We start from the raw sequence: 15,521 nt of genomic DNA on the forward strand, positions 1-15,521 counted from the left end.
ATTAGGGGGAAATGACAATGACATTAGAAATCTTCGAATACTTAGAAAAATATGATTATGAGCAAGTAGTATTTTGCCAAGATAAAGAATCGGGATTAAAAGCAATCATTGCAATTCATGATACAACACTTGGACCAGCCCTTGGTGGAACAAGAATGTGGACATATGATTCTGAAGAAGCGGCGATTGAAGATGCATTGCGTCTTGCAAAAGGGATGACATATAAAAATGCAGCAGCTGGTTTAAATCTAGGTGGTGCAAAAACAGTTATCATCGGTGACCCACGTAAAGATAAAAGTGAAGCGATGTTCCGTGCACTAGGACGTTACATTCAAGGTTTAAACGGTCGTTATATTACAGCAGAAGATGTTGGTACAACTGTAGATGATATGGATATTATTCACGAAGAAACTGATTTTGTTACAGGTATTTCACCTTCATTCGGTTCTTCTGGTAACCCATCTCCAGTAACTGCTTATGGTGTGTATCGTGGTATGAAAGCAGCAGCGAAAGAAGCGTTTGGTACAGATAGCTTAGAAGGTAAAGTAATTGCTGTTCAAGGTGTCGGAAACGTAGCATACCACTTATGTAAACATTTACATGCTGAGGGGGCACAATTAATCGTTACAGATATTAATAAAGAAGCGGTACAACGTGCAGTAGAAGAATTTGGTGCAACAGCAGTTGAGCCAAACGACATTTACGGTGTAGAATGTGACATTTACGCGCCATGTGCATTAGGTGCAACAGTAAATGACGAAACAATTCCACAATTGAAAGCGAAAGTAATTGCGGGTTCTGCAAATAACCAATTAAAAGAAGATCGTCATGGTGATGTGGTTCATGAAATGGGAATTGTATACGCACCAGATTATGTAATTAATGCAGGCGGCGTAATTAACGTAGCAGATGAATTATATGGATATAATAGAGAACGTGCATTAAAACGCGTAGAGTCTATTTATGACACAATTGCAAAAGTAATTGAGATTTCAAAACGTGATGGTGTGCCAACTTATGTTGCAGCAGATCGTCTAGCTGAAGAGCGTATTGCAAGTTTAAAAAATACACGTAGCACATTCTTACGCAACGGTCATGATATTATTAGCCGTCGATAATCTATCATATATAAATTTTACAAAAGCTGTGGTTACCTCTTATGAGGTTTCCACTGCCTTTTGAATTTAAAGGTGGAGGTAGCAACAGTGTCCTTAAATCGAATCCTTGTTATTAATCCGGGTAGTACATCTACAAAAATAGGTGTTTTTGATAATGAAAGACCTGTTCTAGAAGAAACGATTCGTCATGATGTGGATAAAATTGGGGAATATAAACGAATTATTGATCAATATGAATTTCGAAAAGAAACGATTTTAGAAGTTCTTCATTCTCATGGTATTAATATTTCGAAATTAAATGCTGTTTGTGGCCGCGGGGGATTACTTCGTCCGATTGAAGGTGGCACGTATACAGTAAACGAATCGATGTTAGAAGATTTAAAAAATGGCTATAGTGGTCATCACGCGTCAAACCTTGGAGGAATATTAGCGTATGAGATCGCTTCTGGGTTAAATATTCCAGCATTCATCGTAGATCCAGTTGTTGTTGATGAAATGGCGCCAATTGCACGTATTAGTGGGATCGCTGGCATGGAACGGAAAAGTATTTTTCATGCGTTAAATCAAAAAGCGGTAGCACGAAAAGTTGCAGCAGAACTTGATCGTAAGTATGAAGATCTAAACTTATTAATTGCTCACATGGGCGGCGGGATTACTGTTGGCGCTCATAAAAATGGAAAAGTTATCGATGTAAATAACGGCTTAAATGGAGAAGGGCCATTTAGTCCAGAACGTGCTGGAACAGTACCAGTTGGACAGTTGGTTGAAATGTGTTTCTCTGGTGAGTATTACCGCGATGAAATGATGAAAAAGATTGTTGGACAAGGTGGATTAGTAAGTCTCATTGGTACCAATGATGCAATTAAAGTTGAAAACATGGTTGAGAAAGGTGACCCTGAGGCAACGCTTATTTACAAAGCAATGGCATATCAAGTTGCAAAAGAGATTGGCGGGGCAAGCACCGTTCTTCATGGGAAAATAGATGCGATTGTGTTAACAGGTGGACTTGCATATAGCAAAATCCTTGTTGATGAAATTAAAGAGCGTGTTCATTGGATTGCAGATGTCATTGTACATCCTGGAGAAGATGAATTACAAGCATTAGCAGAAGGGGCGCTTCGTGTGTTACGTGAGGAAGAAGCTCCAAAAGAGTATGTTGTACGAGAAAAAGAAACGGTAGCTAGGGGTTGAGATAATGGCAAAAGAATATGATTTAGTCATCGTTGGCGGCGGTACTGGTGGATATGTTGCTGCTATTCGTGCATCACAATTAGGGCTAAAAACAGCGCTTGTTGAAAAAGATAATCTTGGTGGAACTTGTTTACATAAAGGATGTATTCCTAGTAAAGCGCTGCTTCGTAGTGCTGAAGTATATGCAACTACCAAAAAGAGTGAAGAGTTTGGCGTTGTAACGAGCAATGTAGAATTAAACTTTGCAAAAGTACAAGAGCGTAAAGAAAAGATTGTCACGCAGCTTCATAAAGGCGTTCAACATTTAATGAAGCAAGGTAAAATTGATGTGTTTGAAGGTATCGGCCGAATTCTTGGACCTTCTATCTTCTCTCCAATGCCAGGAACAATTTCGGTTGAACTTGCAAGTGGAGAAGAGAATGAAATGTTAATTCCTAAAAATGTCCTTATTGCAACAGGTTCTCGTCCAAATTCATTACCGGGATTAGAATTAGACGGAGAATACGTAATGTCATCAGATCATACCCTAAAAATGGAAACGCTTCCGAAATCTATTATTATTGTTGGCGGTGGAGTAATTGGGATTGAATGGGCATCTATGCTTGCTGACTTTGGTGTAGAAGTTACTGTATTAGAATACGCAAAGCACGTCCTACCTCTTGAAGATCAAGATGTTTCAAAAGAAATGCAACGCCTTTTAAAGAAAAAAGGTATTAAAGTAGTGACAGGTGCAAAAGTATTACCAGAAACATTAGTAAAAGATAATGGAGTAGCAATTCAAGCTGAACACAATGGTGAAAATAAAGAATTCAAGGCAGAAAAAATGCTTGTATCTGTAGGAAGACAAGCAAATACGCAAAATATCGGTCTAGAGAATACAGATATCATCGTAGAAAAAGGATATATTCAAACAAATGAGTTTTATCAAACGAAAGAATCGCATATTTACGCAATTGGTGATGTAATTGGCGGCTTACAACTTGCACATGTTGCCTCTCATGAAGGGATCGTTGCTGTAGAACATATTGCAGGTAAAGAAGTTATGCCAATTGATTATTCTATGGTATCGAAATGCGTATATAGTAGCCCAGAAGTTGCTTCTGTTGGTTTAACAGAACAGGAAGCAAAAGAGAAAGGCTATAAGTTAAAAGTAGGTAAATTCTCATTCCGTGCAATTGGAAAAGCGCTTGTATATGGGGAATCAGATGGCTTTGTCAAACTTGTAGTTGATGAAGAAACAAATGATATTCTTGGTGTTCACATGATTGGACCGCATGTAACGGATATGATTTCTGAAGCAGGTCTTGCAAGAGTGCTTGATGCAACACCTTGGGAAGTGGCACATACAATTCATCCGCATCCATCACTATCAGAAGCGATTGGTGAAGCTGCATTAGCAGTAGATGGAAAAGCGTTACACGCATAAAAATGTGGATTTAGGAGGTTATGAAAATGGCAGAAGTAAAAGAAAAGCGCCATGAAGAGCTTGGCTTAAGTGATGAGCAAGTATTAGAAATGTATCGTACGATGTTACTCGCACGTAAAATTGACGAACGTATGTGGTTATTGAACCGTGCAGGGAAAATTCCATTTGTAATTTCTTGTCAAGGACAAGAAGCTGCACAAGTCGGCGCAGCATTTGCGCTTGATCGTGAAAAAGACTATGCATTACCATACTACCGTGATATGGGGGTTGTGCTAGCATTTGGTATGACAGCAAAAGAGCTTATGTTATCTGGCTTTGCAAAAGCAGGAGATCCAAACTCTGGTGGTCGTCAAATGCCTGGTCACTTCGGTCAAAAGAAAAATCGTATTGTAACAGGTTCATCACCAGTTACAACGCAAGTACCTCATGCAGTAGGTATTGCATTGGCTGGGAAGATGGAAAAGAAAGATTTAGTAACGTTTGTAACATTTGGTGAAGGTTCTTCTAACCAAGGTGACTTCCACGAAGGGGCTAACTTTGCTGGTGTACACAAATTGCCTGTTATTTTTATGTGTGAGAATAACAAATATGCAATTTCTATCCCGGTTGAAAAGCAATTAGCATGTAAAAATGTATCAGATCGTGCAATTGGTTATGGTATGCCAGGATATACAGTAGACGGAAATGATCCGCTTGCGGTATATAAAGCTGTAAAAGAAGCGGCAGACCGTGGCCGCCGCGGAGAAGGTCCAACTTTAATTGAAACAGTATCATATCGTTTAACAGCACATTCTAGTGATGACGATGATCGTGTATATCGTGATAAAGAAGAAGTAGAAGAAGCAAAGAAAAAAGATTCAATCTTTACATTTGCCGCTTACTTAAAAGAAGTTGGCGTGTTAACAGAGGAATCTGAAAAACAAATGTTAGATGGAATTATGCATATCGTAAACGAAGCAACAGACTATGCAGAAAATGCTCCGTATGCAGCACCTGAAGATGCATTGAAGCACGTATACGCAGAATAGGGGGGAACGTTTCATGGCTGTAATGTCTTATATTGACGCGATTACATTAGCGATGCGCGAGGAAATGGAACGCGATGAAAAAGTATTTGTATTAGGAGAAGACGTTGGTAAAAAAGGTGGCGTATTTAAAGCGACACACGGATTATATGATCAGTTCGGTGAAGATCGTGCGCTGGATACACCACTTGCAGAATCTGCAATTGCTGGGGTAGCAATCGGAGCTGCGATGTACGGAATGCGTCCAATTGCTGAAATGCAATTTGCTGATTTTATTATGCCAGCAGTAAACCAAATTGTTTCTGAGGCAGCAAAAATTCGTTACCGTTCGAACAATGACTGGACTTGTCCGATCACTGTTCGTGCACCATTTGGTGGCGGTGTTCACGGTGCATTGTATCATTCACAATCTGTAGAAGCGTTATTTGCAAATCAACCTGGTTTGAAAATTGTTATTCCTTCAACACCATATGATGCAAAAGGATTATTAAAAGCAGCAATTCGTGATGAAGATCCAGTATTATTCTTTGAACATAAACGTGCATATCGTTTAATTAAAGGTGAAGTACCAGAAGATGATTATGTATTACCAATCGGAAAAGCAGATGTAAAACGTGAAGGTGATGATATTACTGTCATTACATACGGATTATGTGTTCACTTTGCTCTTCAAGCTGCTGAAAAATTAGCGAAAGATGGCATTTCTGCTCACATTCTTGATTTACGTACTGTATATCCATTAGATAAAGAAGCAATTATTGAAGCGGCTTCTAAAACAGGGAAAGTTCTTCTTGTAACGGAAGATAACAAAGAAGGAAGCATTATGAGTGAAGTAGCAGCAATTATTGCAGAAAATTGCTTATTCGATTTAGATGCACCAATTGCACGTCTTGCAGGTCCAGACGTTCCAGCAATGCCATATGCACCAACAATGGAAAAATTCTTTATGGTAAATCCAGATAAAGTTGAAAAAGCAATGCGTGAACTTGCGGAATTTTAATCGGGGGGACTATACATGGCTGTAGAAAATATTACAATGCCTCAGCTTGGGGAAAGTGTAACAGAAGGTACAATTAGTAAGTGGCTCGTAAATGTTGGTGATCATGTAAATAAATATGATCCACTTGCAGAAGTAATGACAGATAAAGTAAATGCAGAAGTGCCATCTTCTTTCACTGGAATTGTGAAAGAATTAATCGCTGGTGAAGGTGATACACTTGCTGTAGGTGAAGTTGTTTGTGTGATTCAAGTCGAAGGAGCAGATGAAGTAGCTGCTACGGCTGTAGAAGAGAAAACAAAAGAGGAACCAAAAGTAGAAGTAGCTTCATCTGAAAAAGCGCCAAAAGTGAAGCAACCAACTGATGGTAAACCACGTTTCTCACCAGCTGTATTAAAACTTGCAGGTGAACATAATATCGATTTAGATTTAGTAGAAGGTACCGGAGCAAATGGCCGTATTACACGTAAAGATATATTGAATATTGTGGAGTCTGGAAATATTCCGCAAGTTGGTGCGAAAAAAGAGGCAGCAGTTGTGTCAACACCTGCATCGCAAGAAGCACCAAAAGCAGCGCAGGCGCCAGCAGCACCAAAATCAGAATCGGCAAAACCAGTTTCTGTACCAACAGTACCTGGAGATATCGAAATTCCGGTAACAGGTGTGCGTAAAGCGATTGCTGCAAATATGCTACGTAGTAAACACGAAGCACCGCACGCATGGATGATGATTGAAGTAGATGTAACAAATCTTGTGTCATACCGTAATTCAATTAAAGGTGAATTTAAAAAGCGTGAAGGCTTTAACTTAACATTCTTTGCATTCTTCGTTAAAGCAGTTGCACAAGCATTGAAAGAATACCCACAAATTAACTCAATGTGGGCTGGGGACAAGATTGTTCAGAAGAAAGATATTAATCTTTCTATCGCAGTTGCAACAGAAGATGAATTATTTGTACCTGTTATTAAACAAGCGGATGAGAAGACAATTAAAGGTATCGCTCGTGAGATTACAGAACTTGCAGGAAAAGTTCGTACAAAATCATTAAAAGCAGACGAAATGCAAGGTGGTACATTTACAATTAATAACACAGGATCATTTGGATCTGTTCAGTCTATGGGGATTATTAACTATCCACAGGCTGCGATTTTACAAGTAGAATCGATTGTAAAACGTCCAGTGATTATGGATAATGGCATGTTTGGTGCACGTGACATGGTGAATTTATGTTTATCTCTTGATCACCGTGTACTTGATGGTTTAATTTGTGGTAAATTCTTAGGACGTGTAAAAGAAATTCTTGAAAATATATCAGCGGATAATACATCTGTATATTAATAAAAAGCTCGCGTCTGCGAGCTTTTTCCTTTAGAACAAATATAGTTCTTCACTTCTTATCCCGCATTAAAAGCGCCTTCCATTAATCTGACAATGAATAGCAATGTATTATGAATTTGTGAAAATATATTGCTGATATCCAGTATATAGATATACAATAAAAAAAAGAATGCTTTTTTGGCAAATCTTACTGATGAAACTGTAGTATAATGTATTGTATTGTTTGGAAAAGAAAGTTATTCTATATAAGGAATTTATAGATGAATGTACAATCAGCCGTCAAAACAAGAAGCGTATTGACTCCTGATTTTTTATTTTGCTTTAACAATGTTTCAGGAGGTTGTCATGAAGAGAGGTACCGAGTTTCTAAAAAGTTTAGATGTAAAATTAATTTTAATTTTGTGTGTATTATGTATTACAAGTATAGCTGCCATATATAGTAGTCAGCAAACGGGACAATATGGAGATTCGAACTTTGCAATGAAACAAGGGATTAACTATATAATAGGTATTGTGTTATTACTACTCGTTGCAAGCATTGATTTAGACCAACTACAAAAATTAGCGTGGCCATTTTATATTGTTGGATTTGCTTCCATTATCATACTTAAGATTTCACCATTTAAAGCTTTAACGCCTGAAATATTAGGTGCAAAAAGATGGTTTCGTGTTCCTGTCCTTGGGGCAATTCAACCATCAGAGTTTTTCAAAATAGCGTTACTTATTTTAGTTGCTAGTTTAGCGGTGAAGCATAATGCGAAATATGTGGTACGAACCTTTCAAACGGATTTGATGTTAGTCGGTAAAATTATTTTAGTATCGATTCCACCTGCTTTATTTGTATATAGTCAGCCTGATACAGGGATGGTTTTCCTATATGCTGCAGGTATCGCATGTATTTTATTCATGTCAGGTATTCAAAAGAAATTAATTGCATTATGTACAGTTATTCCACTGACGATATTGTCCACGTTAGCATTTATATTTGTGAAATACCCAGATATCTTTTTCAACAAATTGGTTACCTTACTAAAGCCGCACCAACAGTCACGAATTTTGGGATGGTTAGATCCATTTGAGCACGCAGATCAAGGGTATCAAACACAGCAATCGATTTTAGCGGTTGGTAGTGGGGGAATGGATGGAAAAGGCTTTGGATATGGAAGTGTCTACATTCCCGAAAAGCATACCGATTTCATTTTTGCTACAATTGCTGAAGAAGGTGGATTTTTAATTGCAGCTTTTGTTGTATTTATGTTCCTTCTTCTTTTATATCGGACAATTATAATTGGGTATTCAGCAGATAATTTGTTTGGAACATTATTATGTGCGGGTATAATTGGTGTTTTAACACTACAAATTTTCCAAAATGTCGGTATGATCGTTGGATTAATGCCCGTAAAAGGAATTGCGCTTCCGTTTTTATCATATGGAGGGAGTTCCTTATTTTCAAATATGATGATGATGGGGCTTGTTCTATCGGTACGAAAAACCTATAAAAAGTATATGTTTTCAGTTAGTTAATTTCATGTTAAAAGGCTGGTTCGTTTTCATACGAATCAGCCTTTTAATATATAGAAGTTGTGTTAATCATACTAAAAAGAAAAATATAAACATTTTACCATTTCCTGCATATGATACAATAGTGTGGACAACGAAATAAAAAAAGAAGGGTTTGTTACGATGGGATATGTAGAAGAATTACGAAAAGTAGTTGGTCATCGCCCTTTAATTTTAGTTGGTGCTGTTGTTCTTGTATTGGATGAATATGGACATGTTTTGTTGCAACAACGAACAGAGCCATACGGAAAATGGGGATTACTTGGCGGTTTAATGGAACTTGGAGAATCACCAGAAGAAACAGCTTGTCGTGAAGTGTATGAAGAAGCAGGAATTCAGGTGAAGAATTTAAAGCTTATTAATGTGTTCTCTGGAGCAAATTATTTTATAAAATTAGCGAATGGTGATGAATTTCAATCTGTAACGACTGCTTATTATACGAATGAGTATGAAGGCTTGTTATCTGTTAATAAAGAGGAAGCAGTTCAACTTAAATTCTTTCCAATTACAGAATTACCAGATTATATTGTAGGCTCGCATAAAAAGATGATTGAAGCGTATGTGAAGGTAGAAAAAGAAAGTAGAAAACATATATAATAGTTATAGAAATACAAAAACACAGTTCTGGTTGGTAGTCCAGGCGCATACTAGTATGTCAGTAACCTTCCCCTCCGGGATGTCCAGTATTTCTGAATCTTTTTTAGGAGGGGCTGTTGATGGAATTAACAGTATATCATGATGGTCAATACTTTGTAGGGCTTGTTACACAACAAGAAAAAGAAAAATTGTACGGGGCGCGATATATTTTTGGTGCTGAGCCATCAGACGAAGAAATAATTTCGTTTGTAAATGAGGAGATGTTATCGTATTTTCAAGCCGCTGCTCGGTGCGGAGTCGAAGTAAGGCAGAAGAAACGTCCCAAAAATATAAAGCGTATAATAAGACAAGCAGCAAAAGAGATAAACTCTTCTCGCCTTACGAAGGCACAAGAAGCGATTCGATTGTCATATGAATTGCGTAAACAAGAAAAGCGAGTGTATGCTAAGGAGCAACGTGAAGTAGAAAAGCGAAGAAAGCGTCTTATAAAAGTGCAAAAAGCAAAGCAAAAGCATCGAGGTCATTAATAAAAATCTTAGAGCCTTTTCTCTAAGATTTTTTATATTAGAAACAATACAAGCGAGTTTACTTGTATTTCTGAAACGGTAACTGGTAAGATACAAATAGATATATCTAGAGGAGGGAAACCCTTGATTAATTTTAACTTTTTTATGAACGATGTTGTTCGTCAAGCGCGTGAGGAAATCGTGGCTGCTGGTTATACAGAATTAACAACACCAGAAGCAGTCGATGACGCATTTAAGAAAGAAGGTACGACACTTGTAATGGTCAACTCAGTATGTGGTTGTGCAGGTGGGATTGCTCGTCCTGCTGCTGCACATTCCGTACATTATGATAAACGTCCAGATCACCTTGTGACAGTATTTGCAGGGCAGGACAAGGAAGCAACAGCGCGTGCACGTGAATTTTTTGAAGGATATCCACCATCTTCTCCGTCTTTCGCGTTATTAAAAGATGGGAAGATTGTAACGATGGTTGAACGCCACGAAATTGAAGGCCACGATCCAATGCAAGTTATTGCAAAATTACAATCGTATTTTGAAGAGAATTGTGAAGAGCTATAATAAAGCGATAAAAACGGTATGTACACTTATAAGTGTACATACCGTTTTTATTTTGGTCTCCTGACTGGGGAAAAGGGAGTTAAAATATTTACTTTTAAGTCTTTATACCAAGAGGATATATACATAAAAGATGTGTTTTATACATTATTTTATTCAATTCATATCTTGATATTGTTGTTTTTAAAGAATTTGTAATTAATTTTTATTTTGATAGTTGCATAAAAATAAAAAGGTTGCTACAATACAAACAACGAATAAAAATTCTATAAAACTTTTAAATATACATTATTAGGGGGAAGAAACATGAAGAAGTTATTATCAATTTCATTTGCACTTATTTTAATCGTAAGTATGTTTAGTGCTTGTAGTAAGGGAGAAACAAAAGCAGCGAATAAAAATAAAAAAGTACTTGTAATGGGTACTTCAGCTGACTATAAACCATATGAATATGTGGAAGCTTCAAAAAGTGATGAAATTATCGGGTTTGATATAGATATCGCAAACTATATTGGGAAAGAACTTGGGTATGAAGTGAAAATAAAAGATATGGATTTTGGCGGATTATTAGCATCGCTTAACTCAGGAAAAGTGGATTTTGTAATGGCAGGTATGACGCCAACTCCAAAACGTCAGGAAAGTGTAGACTTTACAGATATATATTTTGTTGCTAAAAATATGATCGTTTCGAAAAAGGATTCTGGCATTCAATCATTACAAGATTTAAAAGATAAAAAAGTAGGAGTGCAAACAGGTTCTATTCAAGAAGAGAAAGCAGTGGACTTTAAAAAGCAAGTAGATTTCAAAGCAGAAGGCCGTGATCGCATACCTGAAATTGTACAAGAGATTCAAGCTGGACGTTTTGATGCTGCTATTTTAGAGGATACAGTTGCTAAAAATTATTTAGAAAAAATGAAAGATTTACAAGGAATTGAAATCAAGGAAGATCCAAAAGAAGTAGGAGCGGCAATCGCTCTTCCGAAAAATAGTGATAAAACAGCAGAGTTTAATAAAGTGATTAAGAAGATGCAAGAGAATGGCGAAATGGACAAATTAGTGAAGAAATGGTTTGGCGGCGAAAAATAAGCTGCCTTTCTATTTTCTGTGAGGGGAATGACAAAAGATGAACCTAGATTTTTCGGCAATTACTCCGTCGATACCATATATATTAAAGGGTTTAGAAATAACATTAAAAATTGTAGCTGTGTCTGCGTTGATTGGGTTTGTGTTAGGAACGTTACTAGCACTTTGTAAAATTGCTAGAATACGAGTTTTAAATATCGCTGCTGATTTATATACATCAATATTTCGTGGTACACCGCTCGTTCTGCAATTAATGATTATTTATTTCGGTGTTCCGCAAATCTTTGAATACGATATACCGGCGTTTTTAGCAGCGATACTTGCTTTTAGTTTAAATTCGGGCGCATATATGTCAGAAATTATTCGTGCAGGTATTCAAGCGGTTGATAAAGGACAAACAGAAGCAGCGATGGCGCTAGGAGTACCGTATGGAAAAATGATGAGAAACATTATTCTCCCACAAGCATTAAAAAATATATTACCGGCGCTTGTGAATGAATTTGCAACACTTACGAAAGAATCGGCTGTCGTAACAGTAATTGGTGCAACTGATTTAATGCGCCGTGCTTATATTGTAGGCGGTGAAACGTTTAAATATCTAGAGCCGTTACTATTTGTTGGACTTGTTTATTATATTCTAGTCATTATCCTTACATTAATCGGGAAAACAATTGAAGGGAGAATGAAGAAAAGTGATTAAAATTGAAAACCTTCATAAATCATTTGGACAAAGTGAAGTATTAAAAGGAATTACGACAACAATCGAAAAGGGTGAGGTTGTTGCTATTGTTGGACCATCTGGATCGGGGAAATCAACGTTTTTACGTTGTATGAATATATTAGAAACACCTACAAGCGGTCACATTTGGATTGGTAATGACGAAGTGACCAATCCAAAAATAAATATTATGAGTGTTCGTGAAAATGTTGGGATGGTGTTTCAACATTTTCATTTATTCCCTCATATGACTGTATTAGAAAATATTACGTATGCACCGGTGAATGTAAAAGGAGTGGCCAAGCAAGACGCTGAGAAAAAGGCAAAGGAACTTCTTGAAAAGGTAGGACTGCTCGATAAAAAAGATACGTATCCAAATCGTCTTTCAGGTGGTCAAAAGCAACGTGTAGCAATTGCAAGGGCGTTAGCAATGGAACCGGAAGTTATGCTTTTTGATGAACCAACATCTGCACTTGATCCAGAAATGGTAAAAGAGGTATTGGAAGTAATGAAGTCTTTAGTGACTACTGGAATGACAATGGCAATTGTGACACATGAGATGGGATTTGCAAAAGAAGTAGCGGATCGCGTGCTCTTTTTAGATGATGGCAAACTTATTGAAGAGGCACACCCAGAACAGTTTTTTACCGCGCCGAAGAGCAAGCGAGCGCAAGAATTTTTACAAAAAATATTGTAACATGTAAAAGTTACGTGAATAATAAGAAGAAAAGGATGACAGTTTGTCATCCTTTTTTTATACTTACTGTAACTATGTTTATACAAATATAAAAATGCAGAAAACCTTTCCTTTTAGGTGAAAGAGGGCGTCCGTCCTTGCATAGGAGCGGTCAGTGCCTGTTTTAGCCCCATGCCAAGTGAAACCAAAAGGAGAAAACGAGTGGAAGTCTCTTTTTGCTTTCATAGCCGTGACTTATATGTCGGAAAATCAAAATGAATATATAGGAGTAATGATATGTTTAGAATTGGATATCGTACAGTGAAAACAGCAGTGGGAACAGGTGCAGCAGTTTTTATTGCGCAGTTATTCGGTTTAGAATTTTATAGTTCAGCAGGGATTTTAGTTATTTTATGTGTACAAAATACGAAGTGGAAATCACTTCAAGTTTCTTTGCACCGATTTTTAGCTTGTTTACTATCCATGGCGTTTTCATTTTGCATTTTTGAAACAATCGGTTATACACCACTTGCTATTAGTTTATTACTTTTAACGTTTATCCCAACAGCTGTTATGTTTAAAATTCAAGAAGGAATTGTGACGAGCTCTGTTATTGTTATGCATCTGTATTCCTTAAAGCAAATTACATGGTCAGCAATTGGAAATGAAATTGCAATTTTAACAATTGGAATTAGTGTGGCTTTATTAATAAATATGTATATGCCAAGTGCAGAAAAGAAATTAAAAGGGTATCAGGAAAAAGTAGAGTGGAATTTTAAAACGATTTTATTTGAGATGGCTGTATATTTACGGAATCGGGATAGTACTTGGTCTGGAAAAGAATTGATTGAAACAGAGGAAATATTGAAACGAGCAAAAGATCTGTCCTTTAAAAAACTTGAAAATGAATTTATGCGGGAAGATGATTATTATTATAAGTATTTCGATATGCGCATGCAACAATTTGAAATTTTAGAGCGCATTATGCCACTTGCGGCTTCATTATCGTGGTCATATGAACAATCAAATATGATTGCAGAAGTGATTGAAAATGTCGGGAACTCAATTCGTCCTGAAAGTACGGGACTTATTTCGCTTAGACAATTACAAGAAATGCGAGAAATCTTTAAAGAAATGCCACTTCCTGAGACGCGTGAAGAATTTGAAATGCGTGCAAAGCTTGTTCAACTTGTTTATGAAATGGAGCAATATTTACTCATTAAAAGTAAATTTAAAGGGAAAGATAGTGTGAAAGAACTTATATAAATCCAAATTAAAAAACAGCATCAAACCATTCTTTTTAGGTGAGCGAGAGTATTTGGCTATGTCTAGCAGCGGTCAGAGTTCGTTTTCTCCCTATACCGAAAAGTTAAAATGGATTTATATATAGAAGGAAGGAATGAATCATGTCGTATTTTCTATCCTTGCTATTATGTTTTTCCCTTTCACCAATTTGGCCTCTTGGTGATAATCCAAGAGCAGGAGACCCATTTATTATTGTAAATAAGCAGACGAATAAACTTGCTTATATTGATGATGGTAAAATTCAAAAAGTTTTTCCTGTAGCAACCGGAAAAACAAACAAGTTAACACCAGAAGGTACTTTTGACATTGTAATGAAAGCAAAAGATCCGTATTATATTGCGAAGGACATCCCTGGCGGTTCACCAAAAAATCCGCTTGGATCGAGGTGGATGGGATTTAACGCACGAGGTACTGACGGGAGTAAATATGGTATTCACGGTACAAATCAGCCAAGTTCAATTGGGAAGTATATTTCACAAGGGTGTATAAGGATGAAGAAACAAGATGTGGAATATTTATTTGATCGTATTCCAATTGGAACGAAGGTGTGGATTGTAAAATCGAAAAGAACGTTTCAGCAACTTGCAAAAGAAAAAGGAGCTATTGCGTATGAAAAGGTCAACTTACAAGTTGACTTTTTCTTTCTATCCAAGTTGTCTTGACATGTGTATATAATCATGCGTTAATGAGAATATACAAAGATAATAGGAAAAGGAGTTGCTTGTATGTATTTGAATCCAAGGCTTTCTTATATGCAATTTTTCATTGGCGTCTTATTCGTTGTTACGTTCATATTGGCAGCTTTTAATATATGCTCTTTTCTTGTATCTATTGTATTTATGGCGTTACTTAATTTAACATTTGTAATTGGAGCGTTTCAGCAGAAACAGTATACAAGTTTTGTTATGGGGCTTGTTATGGCTTTCATGTTTAGCATTGTTGCGATTGTGCTAATCATGAAATAAATAGTAGTCATTAAAATAATTCAGGTTGGACAGGCTGTTTATTATCTATCTAAGAGAATAAACAGCCTGTTTGTATATACTTAGAAAGTAAAAAAGACGGCTGGTACCGCCCTTTTTACCAAAACATACTTGCGCCTGCCAGCAATGTTGTTACAAGCATGGAAAATAGCATAACGTATATCATAAATTTTTGTGCTTTTTTGCTCATTTGAATCCTCCTTACAATTGGTTCAACTTTATTGTATCGAGAAATGAAATGAGGGACAAGAGGGTATGGAAGACAAAATTCAAGGAGTATCTCTACAATTCAACAGGATATTTTAGAATGGATGGAGAATATAGAAAAATGCGGTCAGTGTTTTTTAGGAGAATGCCCCTCACTTCTCTTTCAATTTCATTCTAGATGTTACTAAATAGTAAAAGTGAGATAAACGCTTTAT

Annotated in this window: 17 protein-coding genes; 16 read left to right on the forward strand and 1 reads right to left on the reverse strand. The window is 36.7% G+C overall.

What is annotated here, in order from left to right; translation table 11 throughout:
• Positions 1-17 precede the first annotated feature (17 nt).
• The 16 genes from ACX5JI_RS02635 (at position 18) to ACX5JI_RS02710 (ending at position 15,081) form a co-directional block, all read left to right on the forward strand.
• Positions 18-1,118 carry a leucine dehydrogenase gene (locus tag ACX5JI_RS02635; protein WP_459499537.1) on the forward strand — a complete coding sequence of 367 codons (1,101 nt, stop codon included), beginning with the start codon at positions 18-20 and terminating at the stop codon, positions 1,116-1,118.
• Between the two features lie 87 nt (positions 1,119-1,205).
• A complete protein-coding gene (gene buk, locus ACX5JI_RS02640; RefSeq protein WP_459499538.1) occupies positions 1,206-2,309 on the forward strand; it encodes a butyrate kinase in 1,104 nt (367 codons plus the stop codon).
• A 4-nt stretch (positions 2,310-2,313) separates the two neighbouring features.
• Positions 2,314-3,735, forward strand: coding sequence for a dihydrolipoyl dehydrogenase (gene lpdA / locus ACX5JI_RS02645; RefSeq protein ID WP_459499539.1), 1,422 nt, complete (start codon positions 2,314-2,316; stop codon positions 3,733-3,735).
• A gap of 26 nt (positions 3,736-3,761) precedes the next feature.
• Entirely contained in the window at positions 3,762-4,763 is a 1,002-nt protein-coding gene (gene bfmBAA / locus ACX5JI_RS02650) for a 3-methyl-2-oxobutanoate dehydrogenase subunit alpha (protein ID WP_459499540.1), read from the forward strand.
• Between the two features lie 13 nt (positions 4,764-4,776).
• Positions 4,777-5,760: a 3-methyl-2-oxobutanoate dehydrogenase subunit beta gene (gene bfmBAB, locus ACX5JI_RS02655; RefSeq protein ID WP_459499541.1), complete on the forward strand. Its 984-nt coding sequence runs from the start codon at positions 4,777-4,779 to the stop codon at positions 5,758-5,760.
• Positions 5,761-5,775: 15 nt separating this feature from the next.
• The gene (locus tag ACX5JI_RS02660) at positions 5,776-7,095 is read left to right on the forward strand and encodes a dihydrolipoamide acetyltransferase family protein (protein ID WP_459499542.1); all 1,320 of its coding nucleotides are present in this window, start codon (positions 5,776-5,778) and stop codon (positions 7,093-7,095) included.
• A gap of 345 nt (positions 7,096-7,440) precedes the next feature.
• Entirely contained in the window at positions 7,441-8,619 is a 1,179-nt protein-coding gene (locus ACX5JI_RS02665; protein ID WP_459499543.1) for an FtsW/RodA/SpoVE family cell cycle protein, read from the forward strand.
• Positions 8,620-8,778: 159 nt separating this feature from the next.
• On the forward strand, positions 8,779-9,252 hold the full coding sequence (locus ACX5JI_RS02670) for an NUDIX hydrolase (protein WP_459500263.1): 474 nt from the start codon (positions 8,779-8,781) through the stop codon (positions 9,250-9,252).
• A 119-nt stretch (positions 9,253-9,371) separates the two neighbouring features.
• The gene (locus ACX5JI_RS02675; RefSeq protein WP_459499544.1) at positions 9,372-9,779 is read left to right on the forward strand and encodes a YjdF family protein; all 408 of its coding nucleotides are present in this window, start codon (positions 9,372-9,374) and stop codon (positions 9,777-9,779) included.
• 144 nt (positions 9,780-9,923) lie between these two features.
• Complete coding sequence (locus ACX5JI_RS02680) at positions 9,924-10,337, forward strand: BrxA/BrxB family bacilliredoxin (RefSeq protein WP_459500264.1); 414 nt, start codon at positions 9,924-9,926, stop codon at positions 10,335-10,337.
• Between the two features lie 303 nt (positions 10,338-10,640).
• Positions 10,641-11,420, forward strand: coding sequence for a transporter substrate-binding domain-containing protein (locus tag ACX5JI_RS02685; protein WP_459499546.1), 780 nt, complete (start codon positions 10,641-10,643; stop codon positions 11,418-11,420).
• Positions 11,421-11,457: 37 nt separating this feature from the next.
• Positions 11,458-12,117 carry an amino acid ABC transporter permease gene (locus ACX5JI_RS02690; RefSeq protein WP_459499547.1) on the forward strand — a complete coding sequence of 220 codons (660 nt, stop codon included), beginning with the start codon at positions 11,458-11,460 and terminating at the stop codon, positions 12,115-12,117.
• Positions 12,110-12,832: an amino acid ABC transporter ATP-binding protein gene (locus ACX5JI_RS02695; protein ID WP_459499548.1), complete on the forward strand. Its 723-nt coding sequence runs from the start codon at positions 12,110-12,112 to the stop codon at positions 12,830-12,832. The genes ACX5JI_RS02690 and ACX5JI_RS02695 overlap by 8 nt, the downstream gene beginning before the upstream one ends.
• Before the next feature lie 276 nt (positions 12,833-13,108).
• Complete coding sequence (locus ACX5JI_RS02700; RefSeq protein WP_459499549.1) at positions 13,109-14,077, forward strand: aromatic acid exporter family protein; 969 nt, start codon at positions 13,109-13,111, stop codon at positions 14,075-14,077.
• Between the two features lie 140 nt (positions 14,078-14,217).
• Positions 14,218-14,778: a L,D-transpeptidase gene (locus ACX5JI_RS02705; RefSeq protein ID WP_459499550.1), complete on the forward strand. Its 561-nt coding sequence runs from the start codon at positions 14,218-14,220 to the stop codon at positions 14,776-14,778.
• 63 nt (positions 14,779-14,841) lie between these two features.
• A complete protein-coding gene (locus ACX5JI_RS02710; RefSeq protein ID WP_459499551.1) occupies positions 14,842-15,081 on the forward strand; it encodes a DUF3894 domain-containing protein in 240 nt (79 codons plus the stop codon).
• A gap of 115 nt (positions 15,082-15,196) precedes the next feature.
• On the opposite strand, the gene prli42 is transcribed toward ACX5JI_RS02710, so the two are convergent.
• Complete coding sequence (prli42, locus tag ACX5JI_RS02715; protein WP_459499552.1) at positions 15,197-15,289, reverse strand: stressosome-associated protein Prli42; 93 nt, start codon at positions 15,287-15,289, stop codon at positions 15,197-15,199.
• Between the last annotated feature and the right edge of the window lie 232 nt (positions 15,290-15,521).

Source organism: Bacillus sp. C1 (genome assembly GCF_054570475.1).

What these genes read in the sequence shown, in the direction of transcription:
- ACX5JI_RS02635 (WP_459499537.1), top strand. Translation starts at nt 18, where the DNA reads ATGACATTAGAAATCTTCGAATACTTAGAAAAATATGATTATGAGCAA.
- lpdA (WP_459499539.1), top strand. Translation starts at nt 2,314, where the DNA reads ATGGCAAAAGAATATGATTTAGTCATCGTTGGCGGCGGTACTGGTGGA.
- bfmBAA (WP_459499540.1), top strand. Translation starts at nt 3,762, where the DNA reads ATGGCAGAAGTAAAAGAAAAGCGCCATGAAGAGCTTGGCTTAAGTGAT.
- bfmBAB (WP_459499541.1), top strand. Translation starts at nt 4,777, where the DNA reads ATGGCTGTAATGTCTTATATTGACGCGATTACATTAGCGATGCGCGAG.
- ACX5JI_RS02660 (WP_459499542.1), top strand. Translation starts at nt 5,776, where the DNA reads ATGGCTGTAGAAAATATTACAATGCCTCAGCTTGGGGAAAGTGTAACA.
- ACX5JI_RS02665 (WP_459499543.1), top strand. Translation starts at nt 7,441, where the DNA reads ATGAAGAGAGGTACCGAGTTTCTAAAAAGTTTAGATGTAAAATTAATT.
- ACX5JI_RS02670 (WP_459500263.1), top strand. Translation starts at nt 8,779, where the DNA reads ATGGGATATGTAGAAGAATTACGAAAAGTAGTTGGTCATCGCCCTTTA.
- ACX5JI_RS02675 (WP_459499544.1), top strand. Translation starts at nt 9,372, where the DNA reads ATGGAATTAACAGTATATCATGATGGTCAATACTTTGTAGGGCTTGTT.
- ACX5JI_RS02680 (WP_459500264.1), top strand. Translation starts at nt 9,924, where the DNA reads ATGAACGATGTTGTTCGTCAAGCGCGTGAGGAAATCGTGGCTGCTGGT.
- ACX5JI_RS02685 (WP_459499546.1), top strand. Translation starts at nt 10,641, where the DNA reads ATGAAGAAGTTATTATCAATTTCATTTGCACTTATTTTAATCGTAAGT.
- ACX5JI_RS02690 (WP_459499547.1), top strand. Translation starts at nt 11,458, where the DNA reads ATGAACCTAGATTTTTCGGCAATTACTCCGTCGATACCATATATATTA.
- ACX5JI_RS02700 (WP_459499549.1), top strand. Translation starts at nt 13,109, where the DNA reads ATGTTTAGAATTGGATATCGTACAGTGAAAACAGCAGTGGGAACAGGT.
- ACX5JI_RS02705 (WP_459499550.1), top strand. Translation starts at nt 14,218, where the DNA reads ATGTCGTATTTTCTATCCTTGCTATTATGTTTTTCCCTTTCACCAATT.
- ACX5JI_RS02710 (WP_459499551.1), top strand. Translation starts at nt 14,842, where the DNA reads ATGTATTTGAATCCAAGGCTTTCTTATATGCAATTTTTCATTGGCGTC.
- prli42 (WP_459499552.1), bottom strand. Translation starts at nt 15,289, where the DNA reads ATGAGCAAAAAAGCACAAAAATTTATGATATACGTTATGCTATTTTCC.